Genomic DNA, 16,024 nt, shown 5'->3' with positions numbered 1-16,024 from the left:
TATTAAAAAATTATTCCCCAGAACAATACATGCTGTTACATTGGAAGGATTTCTAATAAAGCTTACATTGTTTGTATTCGGATTACAATTAAATAAAACAATTAACTAGCAACTTGAATTAATTATTAATATGAAGGCCATGTTTCTTTACTATATTTAGCTTTAACTCTAGAAAGTAATTGTTTTCTTTATTTTGGATAAAATGCTTTTTAATGAAACTCATAAATATTTGTAACTTTGAATTCGGTAACCAAATCAATTTTAACAATATTAAATCAATTTTATGAACTACATTCTTTTTGACGGTCCCGTCCGGAATGCGTTATTGCCTTTTACATTTACCCGCCCGGTCGCCGATATTTTAATCGGAATTATGACTATTCGACAAAAATGGGAAATGCGTTTAGGGTCGACAACAACTACGATTACCGAAGAGTATTTGTCTGAGAAATTCCCAATGGTGGAGCTGGAAGAAAATATAATGATTAATGCTTCTTTTTTGCCTAATGATACGCTGGCCGAAATGGTTTCGGATCTAAAAGTTAATCAGGCAATTTTTAAAGGTGATGAAGTAATTGCTTTTTTTACGTACGAAAATCAGGAAGAAGTTGATTTTGATAGTTACGAAATCATTCAATATGACGGCGATTGTTTAACTGTTGAACATACTTGGGATATTTTTTCTAAAAATGATTTGGCGATTCGCGAAGATTTTAACTTTTTGACTGAAGATAGAAAATCACAAGCCATTCCTAAAAGTGTGAACGTAATAGCGCCAGAAAATATTTTTATAGAAGAAGGAGCAAAGTTGGAGTTTGTGACTCTTAATGCTTCGGCTGGTCCTATTTATATCGGAAAAAATGCCGAGATTATGGAGGGTACTGTAATTCGTGGGCCTTTTGCTTTGTGTGAGAATGCACAAGTAAAATTGAATGCAAAAATATATGGTGCAACCACTGTTGGACCTGGTTCTAGAATTGGAGGAGAAGTAAAAAATTCGGTTTTGTTTGCAAATTCAAATAAAGGTCATGATGGCTTTTTAGGAGATTCTGTTTTGGGCGAATGGTGTAATATTGGAGCAGACAGCAACAATTCAAACCTAAAAAATAACTATGAAGAAGTGAAATTATGGAGCTATGAGACGGAGGGTTTTGCTAAAACAGGACTTCAATTTTGTGGTTTAATGATGGGGGATCATAGTAAATGCGGTATCAATACAATGTTTAACACGGGTACTGTAGTTGGTGTAAGTGCGAATATTTTTGGTTCAGGCTTTCCGCGCAATTTTGTTCCGAGTTTTTCGTGGGGAGGAGCAGCAGGCTTTACAACTTACATCACCAAAAAAGCTTTTGAAACGGCTAAATTAGTAATGGGTAGAAGAAATATCGATTTTGATGCAACCGAAGCAGCTATTCTGGAATATGTTTTTGAAGAGACTAAAAAATGGAGAAAGGATTAATTAGATAATTGGTCAATTTGATAGTGAGATAATTTTTGCGAACCCGACAGGTTGTTAAAACTTGTCGGGTTTTGCTTTTTAGTAGGTTTAGAGAATTATCTAATTCGTAAATTCTCAAATTGACACATTTTCTAATTGCCTAATTATCTAATTAATCTATCTTTGCACCACAAAAAAATGGGTGATCAAAGTAACGATTAACCGATTAAACAAATTCATATAAAATAATGATTACAGTTAACGATATTTCGGTTCAGTTTGGCGGAACTACATTATTTAGCGATGTTTCTTTTGCTATCAATGAAAATGATAAAATTGCCCTTATGGGTAAAAATGGTGCGGGAAAATCGACGCTTTTAAAAATAATTGCAGGTCAAAGTAAGCCTTCTACCGGTAGTATTTCGACTCCAAAAGAGGCTGTTGTGGCCTATTTGCCACAGCATTTATTAACTCAGGATGGGTCAACTGTTATGGGAGAAGCATCCAAAGCGTTTGGTGAAATTTTTAAAATGAAAGCTGAAATGGATGAAATCAACGAGCAGTTGACGATCCGTACTGATTATGAAAGTGACGCTTACATGAAATTAATCGAAAGAGTTTCAGATTTAAGCGAAAAATTTTATGCGATTGAAGAAGTAAATTACGAAGCTGAAGTGGAGAAAATTTTGGTTGGTTTAGGTTTCGAACGTGAAGACTTTGGACGCCAGACTTCTGAATTTTCCGGAGGTTGGAGAATGCGTATCGAACTTGCAAAAATTTTATTGCAAAAACCAGATTTGATTTTACTCGATGAGCCAACCAATCACATGGATATCGAAAGTATTCAATGGTTGGAAGAGTTTTTAATAAATCAGGCAAAAGCAGTGGTAGTTATTTCGCACGATAGAGCTTTTGTAGATAACATTACCAATCGTACTATCGAAGTCACAATGGGAAGAATTTACGATTACAAAGCAAAATATTCTCATTATTTAGAACTTAGAAAAGATCGTCGCGTGCACCAGCAAAAAGCGTACGATGAGCAGCAAAAAATGATTGCTGATAACCGTGCTTTTATTGATCGTTTTAAAGGTACTTTCTCTAAAACAGATGCGGTACAGTCTCGTGTAAAGATGCTCGAAAAATTGGTTATCGTGCAAGTTGACGAAGTAGATAATTCGGCATTAAAATTAAAATTTCCACCTGCAGCGCGTTCAGGACAATATCCTGTTGTGGTAAAAGATTTGTCTAAATCGTATGGTGATCATGTGGTTTTTAAAGATGCAAATATTGTAATCGAAAGAGGTCAGAAAGTAGCTTTTGTGGGTAAAAATGGTGAAGGAAAATCGACTATGATCAAAGCTATTATGAAAGAAATTGGCATTGATGAAGGTAGTGTAGAAATTGGTCATAATTCACAAATTGGATATTTTGCTCAAAATCAAGCTTCCTTATTAGACGAAAATGCTACCATTTTTGAAACTATTGATAATATTGCAGTTGGAGATGTTCGAACTCAGATTAAGAATATTTTGGGCGCTTTTATGTTCCAGGGTGACGATATTACCAAAAAAGTAAAAGTGCTTTCAGGTGGTGAAAAAACCCGTTTGGCGATGATAAAATTGTTGTTGGAGCCAGTAAATTTACTGATTCTGGATGAGCCTTCAAATCACTTAGACATGAAAACTAAGGATATTATCAAAGACGCTTTGCGCGATTTTGATGGAACTTTAATTCTGGTTTCGCACGATCGTGATTTCCTTGACGGATTAGCGACTAAGGTTTTTGAGTTTGGTAATAAACGTGTAAAAGAGCACTTTGAGGATGTTGCCGGTTTCTTGGCACACAAAAAAATGGATTCGATGAGAGAAATCGAGAAGTAATCTTCGATTCGGTATAAAACCAAAAAAGCACAAGTTGAATCTTGTGCTTTTTTTATGAAATTACATGCGTATTCCTGGCGGGAGTAACTCTTTATAAATAGGGTTTTTTTTGATAAACTGTACAACTCTGGGGAAAATAGGCATCAATTTGAATTTTTTCTCGGTAATAATTTCCATGATGTTGGTTAGTACTTCATCAATAACGGCTTCGTCTTCAAATAGATCGGGTTTGTTGATTTTTGTTAGAAAAATTTTCTTTTCTTGAAATGAATATTCTACTGTCAGTAATCCTTCAGGGACTGTAATCTCAAATTGTCGTGCAAACGTATTGTCTTTGATTTCCATAGAGGCGAGAGGTTTCTTAATTATTGGGGATGATTGCAAAGATAATCATTTGATTTTCAATATTGAACTATTTAACAAAGTGGTAATTTTGACTTGTTTTACAACTGAATATAATTTTAAGACAATTAGGTATAAGATTTGCTATTGGTATTACTAAAAAAAGTAATTTTAGCTTTAAATTTTAAAAACATAATTCTAATTCCTTTTCAGAATAATGAGTAAGATTCCCGTTTATTTTATGCCAGGTTTAGCAGCAAGTTCGACTATTTTTGAAAGAATCAAATTGGATGAGTCTGTTTTTGAAATGTGTTTGCTGGAGTGGGAAATTCCGCTTGCAAAAGAATCGTTATCAGATTATGCGCTTCGAATTACTAAAAATATCAATCATGAAAACCCAGTTTTGATAGGGGTTTCTTTCGGTGGGATTTTAGTGCAGGAAATGTCAAAACATATTAAAATCAGAAAAATAATCATTATTTCGAGTGTAAGGAGCAATGTAGAGTTTCCGAGAAGAATGAAAATCGGAAAAACAACAAAAGCTTACAAATTGATTCCGATGAAATTATTACTGAATATAGAAAATCTGGCTAAATTTTCTTTTGGAGAAAAAATTAATAAACGAATTAAGCTCTACGAGAAGTTTTTGGCTGTTCGTGATTTGACTTATTTGCAATGGGCAGTAGAAGCAGTAATTTGTTGGGAAAGAAGTGAAATTGACGAAAAAGTTGTTCACATTCACGGAGATCAGGATGATGTTTTTCCTATAAAATATATCAAAAAATGTATTATTGTAAAAGGCGGAACGCACATAATGATCATCAATAAATACAAATGGCTGAATGAAAATTTGTCCTCGATTATTTTAGAGGATTAAAATTTTAAAAATTCCAATTTTTTGAAATTCCAAATTCCAATTGTTTTTTACGCAAACAAAGTCCTTGCGAGGAACGAAGCAATCTTACTTGCCAGATCAAACTTTGTATTTTATTATTAGTGAGATTGCTTCGTTCCTCGCAAAGACAAACTAAGGGTGAAATTTTTTAAACGTTGACAAAGGTTGCTGCGAAATCTTTACACAAAGTTATTTTGCACAATCTTGTCATTCCGAGGAGCGAGGAGTCTTAGCGAGAAACTAACACAAAGTTTGTTACTTTTTGAGCCGCTTATGGAGATTCATCGTTCTTCGGGATCACAAACTAGACGATAAATCTTCATGTGAAATGGGGTCTCCTAGCTCTGATAGCAGTGGTATCCTTTTTCTTGCTCCTTTAGCAAGGAAAAGATACAAGCGGATAGCAGGAAATAGCTCCTGATTGTTTTGATAATAGGTTTAGTGAGGTTGTTTCGTTGCTCACAATGATAAAAAAAATCCCAAACTCTTTAGAATTTGGGATTTTGAGATATTTTTGAAATTTTTAAAGAAGTTTAGATTTTCTTCATTTGATCTTTCATCATTGTGATTTGCTCTTTTAGCATGCCTTGTTTGTCTAATTTTTTTGCTTCGTTTAATAAATTAGTAGCTTCAAGTTTTCTACGTCTTGACATGGCAACTCCTGCAAGATTTAATTTAGCAACTGCCAAGTCCATATCCATAGAAAGTCCCAGTTCGATTGCTTTTTTAAAATGTTTCTCTGCTTGGTTGATATTGGTCTGCGATAACATGATTCCGTGCAAATAATTGAAGTATCCTTGTTGTTTTCGTACCAATGCAGTTTCAGGATTTTTGATGTATGCCAGCCATTTTTTTGCACCTTCGAAGTCTTGTTTTCTTAATTTAAGGAAGGCCAAAAGAATAAATTCGTTTTTGAAATAAAGAAAAATTGGAATCGCAGTCAATAAAATAAGGAAAATTCCATTCCCGATATTGCTCTCTGTAAATTGCCAAACGCCTGCGACTACAAGAAGTCCGGCTAAAATAAGTTTAATATTTTTGTGAAACATAATAGATGTATATTTGTGATTGCAAATATAGTAAAATGAATTAAAAATATTTTTATTAAAGTACTTGCCAGAAAAAAAAGTCTTTGTATATTTGCACTCGGTTTTAGAATAACGATATTCAAAAACAGAAAAGAGATATTAGATACCATTTTAAAGATACAAAGCAATGAGCAAAAGAACATTTCAACCATCGAAAAGAAAAAGAAGAAATAAGCACGGATTTATGGACAGAATGGCTTCTGCAAATGGAAGAAAAGTTCTAGCGCGCAGAAGAGCAAAAGGAAGACATAAATTGACTGTTTCTAGCGAACCTAGACACAAAAAATAATGTTTGTATAAACATAAATAAGGCGTTACTTTTTTAGTATCGCCTTTTTTTATACCTTGTTGGTAAAAAATTTGCAACGTTCTAGTTTAGAATACACTACGAATGTTTTTTAAAGTACTTTATATAACTACACAATACAAATAAAATGCCTAAAGACACATCAATAAAATCAGTTTTAATAATAGGGTCAGGACCTATTGTTATTGGTCAAGCTTGCGAATTTGATTATGCAGGTTCTCAATCTGCACGCTCTATTCGTGAAGAAGGAATTGAAGTTATCTTGATCAACTCAAATCCAGCGACAATTATGACCGACCCAACTATGGCCGATCATATTTATTTGAAGCCACTAACGACAAAATCGATTATTGAAATTCTAAAGGAACATCCGCAAATTGATGCTGTTTTACCAACAATGGGTGGTCAAACGGCTCTGAATTTATGTTTGGAGGCAGAAGAAAAAGGGATTTGGCAGGATTTTGGCGTAAAATTGATTGGTGTTGATGTAAACGCTATTAATATTACCGAAGACAGAGAGCAGTTTAAACAGCTTTTAGAAAGAATTAATGTGCCAACTGCACCAGCCAAAACAGCTACTTCTTATCTTGAAGGGAAAGAAATTGCTCAGGAATTTGGTTTCCCATTGGTAATTCGTCCTTCGTTTACCCTTGGAGGAACAGGAGCTGCGATTGTGTACAAAAAAGAAGATTTTGATGAGCTTTTAACTCGTGGTTTGGAAGCTTCTCCAATACATGAAGTTTTGATAGACAAAGCTTTGATGGGGTGGAAAGAATATGAGTTAGAACTTTTAAGAGATAAAAATGATAATGTTGTCATTATCTGTTCTATCGAAAATATGGACCCGATGGGAATTCATACTGGAGATTCTATTACGGTGGCACCAGCGATGACATTGTCGGATAAAACTTTTCAGAAATTACGTGATTATGCCATCTTGATGATGCGTAGTATCGGGAATTTTGCTGGAGGTTGTAACGTACAATTTGCGGTTTCTCCAGATGAAAAAGAAGATATTGTTGCCATAGAGATTAATCCTCGTGTGTCTCGTTCTTCTGCTTTAGCATCAAAAGCAACGGGGTACCCAATTGCTAAAATTGCTTCTAAACTAGCTTTGGGATATAACTTAGATGAATTGCAAAACCAGATTACAAAATCTACTTCGGCATTGTTTGAACCGACTTTAGATTATGTAATTGTAAAAATCCCTCGTTGGAATTTTGATAAATTTGAAGGTGCTGACAGAACGTTGGGACTTCAAATGAAATCGGTGGGTGAGGTAATGGGAATCGGACGCTCTTTTCAGGAAGCTTTACACAAAGCTACTCAATCTCTGGAAATTAAAAGAAACGGTTTAGGAGCAGACGGAAAAGGATATAAAAACTACGAACAAATTATCGAGAAGCTAACTTTTGCAAGTTGGGATCGTGTTTTTGTAATTTATGATGCTATTGCGATGGGAATTCCGTTGAGCCGTATTCATGAAATTACCAAAATCGATATGTGGTTCTTGAAACAATACGAGGAACTTTATACTTTAGAGAAAGAAATTTCGAACTATAAAGTAACCAATCTTCCTAAAGAATTATTGCTTGAAGCGAAACAAAAAGGTTTTGCCGACAGACAAATTGCTCACATGGTAAATTGTCTGGAAAGTGAGGTGCATACGTTGCGTATGGATCAGAAGATCAACCGTGTGTTTAAGTTGGTGGATACCTGTGCAGCTGAGTTTAAAGCTAAAACACCGTATTATTATTCGACTTTTGAAGCCGAAATCGAGAAAGCAAACGGCGAGCGTTATGTAGATAATGAAAGCATTGTTACAGACAAAAAGAAAATTATAGTGCTTGGTTCTGGACCTAACAGAATCGGTCAAGGAATTGAGTTTGATTATTCTTGTGTACACGGAGTTTTGGCTGCTAAAGAATGTGGTTACGAGACAATTATGATCAACTGTAATCCTGAAACGGTTTCGACTGATTTTGATACAGCCGATAAATTATACTTCGAGCCTGTTTTCTGGGAACACATTTATGACATTATTCAACACGAAAAACCAGAAGGTGTAATTGTGCAGTTAGGTGGACAAACAGCTTTGAAACTGGCTGAAAAATTATCTAAATACGGAGTAAAAATTATCGGAACTAGTTTTGATGCACTTGATTTAGCGGAAGACAGAGGACGTTTCTCAGATTTATTGAGAGAATTACACATTCCTTTCCCACAATTTGGAATTGCTGAAACGGCAGATGAAGCTTCTGCTCTCGCCGATACCTTAGACTTCCCATTATTGATTCGTCCTTCTTATGTATTAGGAGGTCAGGGAATGAAAATTGTAATTAATAAGAAAGAATTGGAAGAGCATGTTATCAATTTATTGAAAACGATTCCGGGGAACAAACTACTCCTAGATCATTATTTGGCAGGAGCGATCGAAGCCGAAGCAGATGCAATTTGTGATGCCGATGGTAATGTTTACATCATTGGGATTATGGAGCATATCGAGCCTTGTGGAGTACACTCTGGAGATAGTAACGCGACATTGCCTCCTTTTAACTTAGGCGAATTTGTGATGCAACAAATTAAAGATCATACTGTTAAAATCGCCAGAGCTTTAAAAACAGTTGGTTTGATCAATATTCAGTTTGCGATAAAAGATGATACGGTTTATATTATCGAGGCCAATCCTAGAGCTTCTAGAACGGTGCCATTTATTGCAAAAGCTTATGGAGAACCTTATGTAAATTATGCTACAAAAGTAATGTTAGGACATAATAAAGTAACCGACTTTGATTTTAATCCACAATTAAAAGGATACGCAATCAAGCAACCCGTTTTCTCTTTCAGTAAATTCCATAATGTAAACAAAGCATTAGGGCCAGAAATGAAATCGACAGGAGAAAGTATTTTGTTTATTGATGACCTAAAAGATGATCAATTTTACGAATTGTACTCAAGAAGAAAAATGTATTTGAGTAAGTAAAACTCGAAACTTGATAAAAAAAATGCTCCAATTTAGTTGGAGCATTTTTTATTTATTTAATTCATCAAAATTTTGATCCAATTGTTTTATTAATCTTATATATAATATTTTATATATATGCCAGATTGAAAATGAAACAATTGCTGAAAATAGAATTACTATGGTATAAAATATGACAATAATTAAGTTATTATGTGAATGATTTGAATTTATAAAATTTTTATAGTACAAATCATTGTTTAGATATAAATAAGCAAAAACAAGTGAGTTTAAATTGAAAATAATTAAACTGGAGTAAATGTAATTATATACTGATTTTCTTGTATTTAAAATATTTTTAGATAAATTATTTAAATTTGAATTTATATTGATTTTTTTAAAATTAATATAAAATTGTATTACAAAATACATGAAAACTATATAATAAATATAGTCTAAATAAATAATCACTTTGCTATTTTGAATTTGTATTATTTCTTTTGAAAGATATTGCTTACTTTTAAAGCAATATGGTAGTATAGATAGTAAAAATTCTATAAGACTTATTATAAGTATTTTTTTTACAACAGACTGCGAGTTTTGATGAATTATTTTTTTTAATTCAGTTTGCTCTATTATAGGGGTTTTTAAATCCAAACTTTCCCAAGTCTTTTTCAAAGCTTTTAAATCATTTGTATCTTTCATAACTAACTTTTAATAGTTAGACGTATTTTTTGGAATTAGTTACATTAATTTTTAAAAAAATATCCATATTACAATTGGTAATATGGATATTTACAATTTAATAATTTTGATTATTTTAATTGTTTAGATAGCCAATACATTGCGGCAAGAATAGCATTTGTCATAATATAAGTTTATTAGGTTATGAATAATATCAAAAGTCATTTTTACCTCTTGATTTAAACAAATGTACAATTTTTACTCAGAGTTTAAATAAAAATTATAGATAATTTCTTAAAAAAAAATGTTAAATATTGTTATTCTGAACATTGAAAAGAGTTCAAAACAGGTAAGTAAATATTTTAAAACTCGATAGTTTACGTTATTGATTCTTTTATTCAATTTTCTCAAACGACATATTATCTCTAGTGTTTTTCTGTACCGAAATAGCACCAAAAAGCGCTAATAAAAATGCAAAAGCATAAAAACCTTTTTCACTTGGTAAAATAGTCGCATTCCAAAGTCCGACAATCAGTAATACAATGGATAAAAGTGTTCCGAACCAGCAAATCCCATAATACATGTCTGTAACAGGTAATTTTTCTAGTCTGTCTCTAACGCTTTTTTGCAATGAAACTACAGCAAATAAACCGAACATTAAAACGGTAAAATAATATCCTTTTTCGTTCAATAGCATTTCTGCTCTTGCAAGTCCCACTATAAATCCGATTGTTCCTGCTCCAAGAGCTACCCAAGATGCCGCTATAAAGGCATTCGATGTTTTTTGTACCATGTTTACTTTATTTATATTTTGAAAAAATTCCTGAATCTGTCGCTGTCCATAAACAACATTTCTGACCGCTGCTTTTTAAGCCACTATTGGCCCAGGTGTTGCAGGTGCGTAATAAGCTGTAACTTCCGTTGGCTTCGTAAAAAGCATCGGTTTTACCATAATTGGCATCGGTTGTAATGAGTACAAAATTGCCTGAAGCATCTTTTTGAAAACTTTCGTTAATGTATTTTATCAAACGATTGTATTGCTCTTTACTGATCATTATTTTTTTGCAATCTTCACCTTCTTTTAGACTTTTATAGTACGTAGCATGTATGGCTGTGGTGCTTAAACCCGAAGCAGCTTTTAGCGCAACAGAAGCTTTTAGATCTGACCATTCTGGAGTTTCGAGGTAAAAACCTTTGTCACCCCAACCCATTGCTAAGTATTTATAAGTTGTGTCTGCCGACTTGGTGTTTTTAAATTTTATTTGTTTACTCCAATCTATCTGATCATTTTTTGCAGGCATCACAATATCAGTATGAACACCATTTGTCAGGATGTAGATAGGAACTTCTGATTTTGTATCGGATTCTCTTTCAATAGTTATTTTGGAAATTAAATAAGCAGATACAGCATATAAAAAGATAAATCCAACAAAGATTAGGATTGTTTTAAAAAGTACTTTTGCTATTTTTTTCAATTGAATGTATAGTTTTTATCGAAAGAATAAACTTATAAATAAATAATTGTAATTTGAATTATTTTCATCAAATTTAACTAAATATATTTCATATCAAAATAAAATTTAAACAATTACACAGAAAATTCTTTTTAAATATAAAGTATAAAAAAAGCTCCCGTAAAGGAGCTTTTAAGTACTAAAGTAAGATGATTTTATTATTTCATTAATTGCTGCAAAGGCTTCAATTGTTCCATGTCGATTTTTGATTCTTTCAGCACAGACAGTAAAGTCATGATGTTATTCGGATTCATGTCTTTTCCTAAGACACGAACCACTACAAATCCATTTTCTTTTCTGTTGGCAAAAACCACAAATTCTTCGATGTTTTCATCAGTGCCCACATAGCTTATAGATGCTCCGTCTTTACCCGAACCAACCTTTATTAATTGCTGGTATTTTGGATTTTTGATGATCGCATTGACTTTGATTCTTTCAGTCTCAAATTCGGCTTTGTTTTTATCAGTAACTTTAAAGGCAAGAATATTCATTTTATCAAAAGAATTTAAAGCTTCGGTTTGAGTCGCTGATAGTTTTGCCTTATCCAAATTTAAAATATTTGGCGAAACATCAAGGGCAATAAAATCTTTGTTCTCGCTATTTTCTACAAAATATTTTTGCAAAGAAGGTTCATAATTACAACTTATTAAAGTTAGTAAAACCAATAGGGCGGAGGTAAAAACACTTATTTTCATCTTATTTTTTGCCTTTAGAGGCTTTTTTTAAGTCTGCACCTCCAGGAAGTTGCATTTTGTCTGTTAGTACTGAAATTTCGTTTAGATCAAAGTTACCTGTTAGCGATAGTAAAACCGATTCCTGATTTTTTGCTCCGTCAATAAACATTAGTAATTCTTTTACTTGTGTGTCACTGGCACCTGATTTTACTAATATTTTTACGTTTCTTCCGCCATCGTTAATTCGCATTAATTCTTCCAAACCTGCTGTTTTGATATATTTGTCAGCTGTGGCTTTCATATCTGCTTCAACATGGGAACTTTTGGTGGTAAACACTTTTAAATAGTCTAATTTTTTGATTAGATTGATGTATTGTTTCATTTCTTTATCCGATGTGTCTACTTTTACTTTACTCATTAAGTCAAACATTTTTTTGTTGACAATTACTGAAGTTACGTCGTCCTGACCATCAAATTTGTCAAAGGCACTTTGGGCATAAAAAGCTGTTGTAAAAAGAGCAAAAACCAGGGTTATGATGAGATTTTTCATGATATATTTTATTTAATTATTGTTTAAAAATTTTGTTTTTTGATTGTTCGTATTCTTTAATGTATTGTACACTTTCAATACCTACATTTACATTGTTTGACAATAACGCCAAAGCTTTTTGAGTAGCCTCTAACGCTTCTTCGGGATTGTCATAGGTTCCTAATTCTGATTGCGCTACAACCGGTGTTGTGTTTTTTTCGCTCACATAAAAAAAGGTTCCTGCTGCCAGTAAAACAGCAACTGAAGCTGCAATTGATAACCACGCCACATTTCGTTTTTTAGTTTGTAGTGGAATCTCCTGCGTCGATTTTTGCTCTTTTACTTGAGAGAAATAACCAAACATTGGTTGGTATTGCTTTAAATGCTGCGCAACATTTGATGAAGAAAAATAGTCTTTTAATTGTTTTTCTTCTGCAATACTCGTTTCTCCCTGAAAGTATTTTTCTATTATGTTTTCTATATTATTTAATTCCATATTGATGTGTATTAAGCATTGATTCTCTAATTTTTTTTCTCGCTCTCGAAAGTGCTACCCGGATAGCAGTTTCATTCATGTTGACAATTTTCGCAATTTCATCAAATTCATATTGTTCAACATCGCGTAACTGAATTAATATTTGCAACTGTTCGGGTAACTGACTTATAATTTTTTCTACCCATTCTAAACTATTACTGTCTTCTAATTTTTTGTCTAATTGTGGCGCCCGATCGGTGTAATTATCGTGAACTATTTTAAGATTTCCGGCTCTTTTAGATTTTAACTGATCCAAACAATAATTTTTAGTCATCGTCATCGCTAGTGCTTCTACATTATTATAATGGTTTAAATCTTCTTTTTTGTTCCATAATTTTACTATTACTTCCTGAGTCGCATCTTCTGCTTCTTCGGTACTGGTGAGTAATCTTTTTGCCAGACGAAATACTTTGTCTTTAAAAGGATTTATTAATTCGATAAACACAATTTGATTCATAAATCAAAAATTATTCGTTAGCTTATATAGTCAAGACGAGGTACAATTATTTTTGTTACAGCAAGAATAATTTTTTTTTATAAAAAAGAGATATAAATTTCTAGTTGTTAAAACTAAAGGTAGTATTTTTACGTTAATACTATAATTGAAACCCTCTTTTATGAAACCAATATTAAAAACCCTACTATTACTATTTGTCGCTGTCTTTGCTTTGCAGTCTTGTGAAGATCAGGATGATGTTCGTGTTTCATCAGATTTACAAGTAAATGATTTCATCTGGAAAGGACTGAATCAATTCTATTTGTATCAGGCTGATATTCCTAATTTGGCAGACGATCGTTTTGCTAATCAGGATGCTTTAAATTCTTTTTTAAGCGGTTATGACGAACCAAAAACGTTATTTGATGCACTATTGTATAAATCGCAAGATCGTTTTAGCTGGATTGTAGATGATTATACGGTGCTTGAACAAGAGCTTCAGGGTACTTCAAAAAGTAATGGAGTAGATTTTAGACTGGCACGCATTAGTTCGGGTTCTGATAATTTGGTGGGTTTTGTACGCTATATTATTCCAAATTCTGATGCTTCGACAAAAGATATAAAACGCGGGGAACTTTTTACGGGTATAAATGGTACGCAACTTACGATTTCTAATTATCAAGCTTTGATAGCTGCCGATACTTATACTTTAAATTTTGCGACTTTAAGTGGATCAACGATTCAGTCTAACGGAAAAACGTTGTCTCTGACCAAAACAACTTTAGATGAAAATCCTATTCTTATCAATAAAGTGATTACTTCCGGAAGCCATAAAATTGGATATTTAATGTATAATGGTTTTTATGCCAATTACGATGCTCAGTTAAATGCTGCTTTTGGAGAATTAAAAGCACAAGGAATTACAGATTTAATTTTGGATTTGAGATACAATGGTGGTGGTTCTGTACTAACGGCAACTCGTCTGGCAAGTATGATTACAGGTCAGTTTACAGATAAAATATTTGCTAAAGAAAAATGGAATGCTAAAATTAATACTTATTTTGAAAGCGATGATCCCGAATCATTAAACAATAGATTTGTTGACAAAATAGATGGAACGGCTATTAATAGTCTGAATTTGACAAAAGTTTATGTCATTACAACAGATGCAACAGCATCTGCAAGTGAACTGGTTATAAATGGTTTGGTGCCTTATATTTCTGTCGTACAAGTAGGAGAGACAACAGTTGGTAAAAATGTGGGTTCTATTACGTTGTACGATTCTCCAACATTTGGAAAAGCAAACCGAAATCCGAATCATAAATATGCCATGCAGCCTTTGGTTCTTAAAATCATTAATGCTTCTGGTTTTGGTGAATATGCTGATGGGTTAACACCAACTTATGCCCAGAACGAACAAGTGGAGACTATGGGTGTTTTGGGAGATCCGTCAGAACCTTTATTAAGTACGACTATTTCAAAAATTACAGGTTCGGGTAAAAAAGCAATTGAAAATAAAAGTAAGCAATTTAGCGCTGTAGCGGATTCTAAAATATTAAGCGGAATACGCAATCAAATGTATATCGACGAAGCTCCGGAAGGGCTTTTAAGATCGCTAAAGTAGTAAACACAAAAAAAGCTCTCAGTTCTGAGAGCTTTTTTTTTAATAATAAAATTCCAAAAACATTTAATTATTAAAGTAAAAACCGTTTGGGGCTATACCAACCATTAATTCTTTTTCTAAAACTCCGTTGAAGTTGTAGATATAAGCTTTACTGTCTGATGTATAATTTCCACTATCTGCCATGTAAATGCGATTGTTGTTAACAGCAAATCCGTATAAATTAGCAACCGAAGCCGCTGTAACAATTGCCGTTGTAGAAGCAGTAGTGGCAGAACTGTTTATGGCGTACACAGAATTACTTACAGTATAATAAACTTTGTCATTATAAATGTCTAAATATCCGGCTCCGTCTAATGCTTCAGGAAATGTGATTTTAGAAGTTGTTTTGTCTGATAATTTTACTTTTACAATTTCACTTCTGTCGCTGCTAGGACTTCTTAAAATATATAAAACGCCATCTTTTACATCCATACAATCGGCACTAGTACCAATTGTCACTGGTGTTTCAAGTGTGTTTGTACTCGGATTAATTACTAACAATTTGTCGTTGTTGTATGGTTCTGTAATGTATAATTTCCCGTTTTCTAAAAGAATCCTGTTGGCAGTAGCATTTAATGCAATTTTGGTATCTACAGTGTTTGTAGCCAAATTGATCACTGCTACATAATCATCTGTATTTCCTGTTGTTGGGTTGATATAAGAGTAAGTATTTGCATTGGTTACATAGGCTTTTCCATCTTTTACAACACCGTATCTTGGGGTTGCTAATCCTGTCTCTATTTTTGCAATTAATTTAAAAGTATATCTGTTTACGACATTAATTACATTAGAACCACCAGCAATAATGTAAGCTCTGTCACCATCAAAAAAGATGTTTTGAGCATATTTTCCAAGCAAATCAGTTCCGTTGGCAGTAGTGTAAGCATCTTTTGTAAAGGCGTTGAAATCATCACTTGAGAACGAAACGGTACCTTGTCCTGAAGATCCTTCATTCAAAATAAAAAAACCATTATCATAGATTCCTTTTGGTTCATTAGATTCATCATCATTCGAACATGAAACAAATAACGAAACGCTAAGTGCTATTAAAAATAATTTGCTAAACTTCATTAT

Annotated in this window: 16 protein-coding genes and 1 pseudogene; 7 read left to right on the top strand and 10 right to left on the bottom strand. The window is 33.0% G+C overall.

What is annotated here, in order from left to right:
- From J3495_RS19445 to J3495_RS12290, 3 genes and pseudogenes are all read left to right on the top strand, one after another.
- Positions 1-109, top strand: a pseudogene (locus J3495_RS19445) (IS982 family transposase); the annotation flags it as partial.
- A gap of 174 nt (positions 110-283) precedes the next feature.
- Positions 284-1,459, top strand: coding sequence for a GlmU family protein (locus tag J3495_RS12295; RefSeq protein WP_210666847.1), 1,176 nt, complete (start codon positions 284-286; stop codon positions 1,457-1,459).
- Between the two features lie 227 nt (positions 1,460-1,686).
- Positions 1,687-3,321: an ABC-F family ATP-binding cassette domain-containing protein gene (locus tag J3495_RS12290; RefSeq protein ID WP_210666846.1), complete on the top strand. Its 1,635-nt coding sequence runs from the start codon at positions 1,687-1,689 to the stop codon at positions 3,319-3,321.
- A gap of 60 nt (positions 3,322-3,381) precedes the next feature.
- Here the strand turns inward: J3495_RS12290 and J3495_RS12285 are convergent, their stop codons facing one another.
- Positions 3,382-3,666 (bottom strand): GNAT family N-acetyltransferase, encoded by a 285-nt coding sequence (locus J3495_RS12285; protein WP_210666845.1) that lies wholly within the window; start codon positions 3,664-3,666, stop codon positions 3,382-3,384.
- Between the two features lie 214 nt (positions 3,667-3,880).
- Here J3495_RS12285 and J3495_RS12280 point away from each other — a divergent pair, with 214 nt between their 5' ends.
- A complete protein-coding gene (locus J3495_RS12280) occupies positions 3,881-4,540 on the top strand; it encodes an alpha/beta hydrolase (protein WP_210666844.1) in 660 nt (219 codons plus the stop codon).
- A 551-nt stretch (positions 4,541-5,091) separates the two neighbouring features.
- Here the strand turns inward: J3495_RS12280 and J3495_RS12275 are convergent.
- Positions 5,092-5,607 carry a DUF2892 domain-containing protein gene (locus J3495_RS12275; RefSeq protein WP_210666843.1) on the bottom strand — a complete coding sequence of 172 codons (516 nt, stop codon included), beginning with the start codon at positions 5,605-5,607 and terminating at the stop codon, positions 5,092-5,094.
- A gap of 166 nt (positions 5,608-5,773) precedes the next feature.
- On the opposite strand from J3495_RS12275, the gene rpmH reads away from it, so the two are divergent.
- A complete protein-coding gene (rpmH, locus tag J3495_RS12270) occupies positions 5,774-5,935 on the top strand; it encodes a 50S ribosomal protein L34 (protein WP_008464848.1) in 162 nt (53 codons plus the stop codon).
- Between the two features lie 145 nt (positions 5,936-6,080).
- Positions 6,081-8,936 carry a carbamoyl-phosphate synthase large subunit gene (gene carB / locus J3495_RS12265; protein ID WP_210666842.1) on the top strand — a complete coding sequence of 952 codons (2,856 nt, stop codon included), beginning with the start codon at positions 6,081-6,083 and terminating at the stop codon, positions 8,934-8,936.
- A 48-nt stretch (positions 8,937-8,984) separates the two neighbouring features.
- On the opposite strand, the gene J3495_RS12260 is transcribed toward carB, so the two are convergent.
- From J3495_RS12260 to J3495_RS12230, 7 genes are all read right to left on the bottom strand, one after another.
- Positions 8,985-9,620, bottom strand: coding sequence for a hypothetical protein (locus J3495_RS12260; protein ID WP_210666841.1), 636 nt, complete (start codon positions 9,618-9,620; stop codon positions 8,985-8,987).
- A 373-nt stretch (positions 9,621-9,993) separates the two neighbouring features.
- On the bottom strand, positions 9,994-10,392 hold the full coding sequence (gene yiaA, locus J3495_RS12255) for an inner membrane protein YiaA (protein WP_210666840.1): 399 nt from the start codon (positions 10,390-10,392) through the stop codon (positions 9,994-9,996).
- A gap of 7 nt (positions 10,393-10,399) precedes the next feature.
- Positions 10,400-11,074: a TIGR02117 family protein gene (locus tag J3495_RS12250; protein ID WP_210666839.1), complete on the bottom strand. Its 675-nt coding sequence runs from the start codon at positions 11,072-11,074 to the stop codon at positions 10,400-10,402.
- A 197-nt stretch (positions 11,075-11,271) separates the two neighbouring features.
- Entirely contained in the window at positions 11,272-11,808 is a 537-nt protein-coding gene (locus J3495_RS12245; protein ID WP_210666838.1) for a DUF4252 domain-containing protein, read from the bottom strand.
- A gap of 1 nt (position 11,809) precedes the next feature.
- Complete coding sequence (locus J3495_RS12240) at positions 11,810-12,337, bottom strand: DUF4252 domain-containing protein (protein WP_210666837.1); 528 nt, start codon at positions 12,335-12,337, stop codon at positions 11,810-11,812.
- Positions 12,338-12,353: 16 nt separating this feature from the next.
- A complete protein-coding gene (locus tag J3495_RS12235) occupies positions 12,354-12,812 on the bottom strand; it encodes a hypothetical protein (protein WP_210666836.1) in 459 nt (152 codons plus the stop codon).
- Positions 12,799-13,308 carry an RNA polymerase sigma factor gene (locus tag J3495_RS12230; protein WP_210666835.1) on the bottom strand — a complete coding sequence of 170 codons (510 nt, stop codon included), beginning with the start codon at positions 13,306-13,308 and terminating at the stop codon, positions 12,799-12,801. Before J3495_RS12230 ends, J3495_RS12235 begins: the two co-directional genes overlap by 14 nt.
- Before the next feature lie 160 nt (positions 13,309-13,468).
- On the opposite strand from J3495_RS12230, the gene J3495_RS12225 reads away from it, so the two are divergent.
- Positions 13,469-14,911 (top strand): S41 family peptidase, encoded by a 1,443-nt coding sequence (locus J3495_RS12225; protein ID WP_210666834.1) that lies wholly within the window; start codon positions 13,469-13,471, stop codon positions 14,909-14,911.
- 63 nt (positions 14,912-14,974) lie between these two features.
- On the opposite strand, the gene J3495_RS12220 is transcribed toward J3495_RS12225, so the two are convergent.
- A complete protein-coding gene (locus J3495_RS12220) occupies positions 14,975-16,021 on the bottom strand; it encodes a YncE family protein (protein ID WP_210666833.1) in 1,047 nt (348 codons plus the stop codon).
- Positions 16,022-16,024 lie beyond the last annotated feature (3 nt).

This window comes from Flavobacterium geliluteum, assembly GCF_017948595.1.
GTDB classification, from domain to species: Bacteria; Bacteroidota; Bacteroidia; order Flavobacteriales; family Flavobacteriaceae; genus Flavobacterium; species Flavobacterium flavipigmentatum.
Note: the sequence above shows the minus strand (reverse complement) of the source record. Positions and strands in the feature narration are given on the sequence as shown.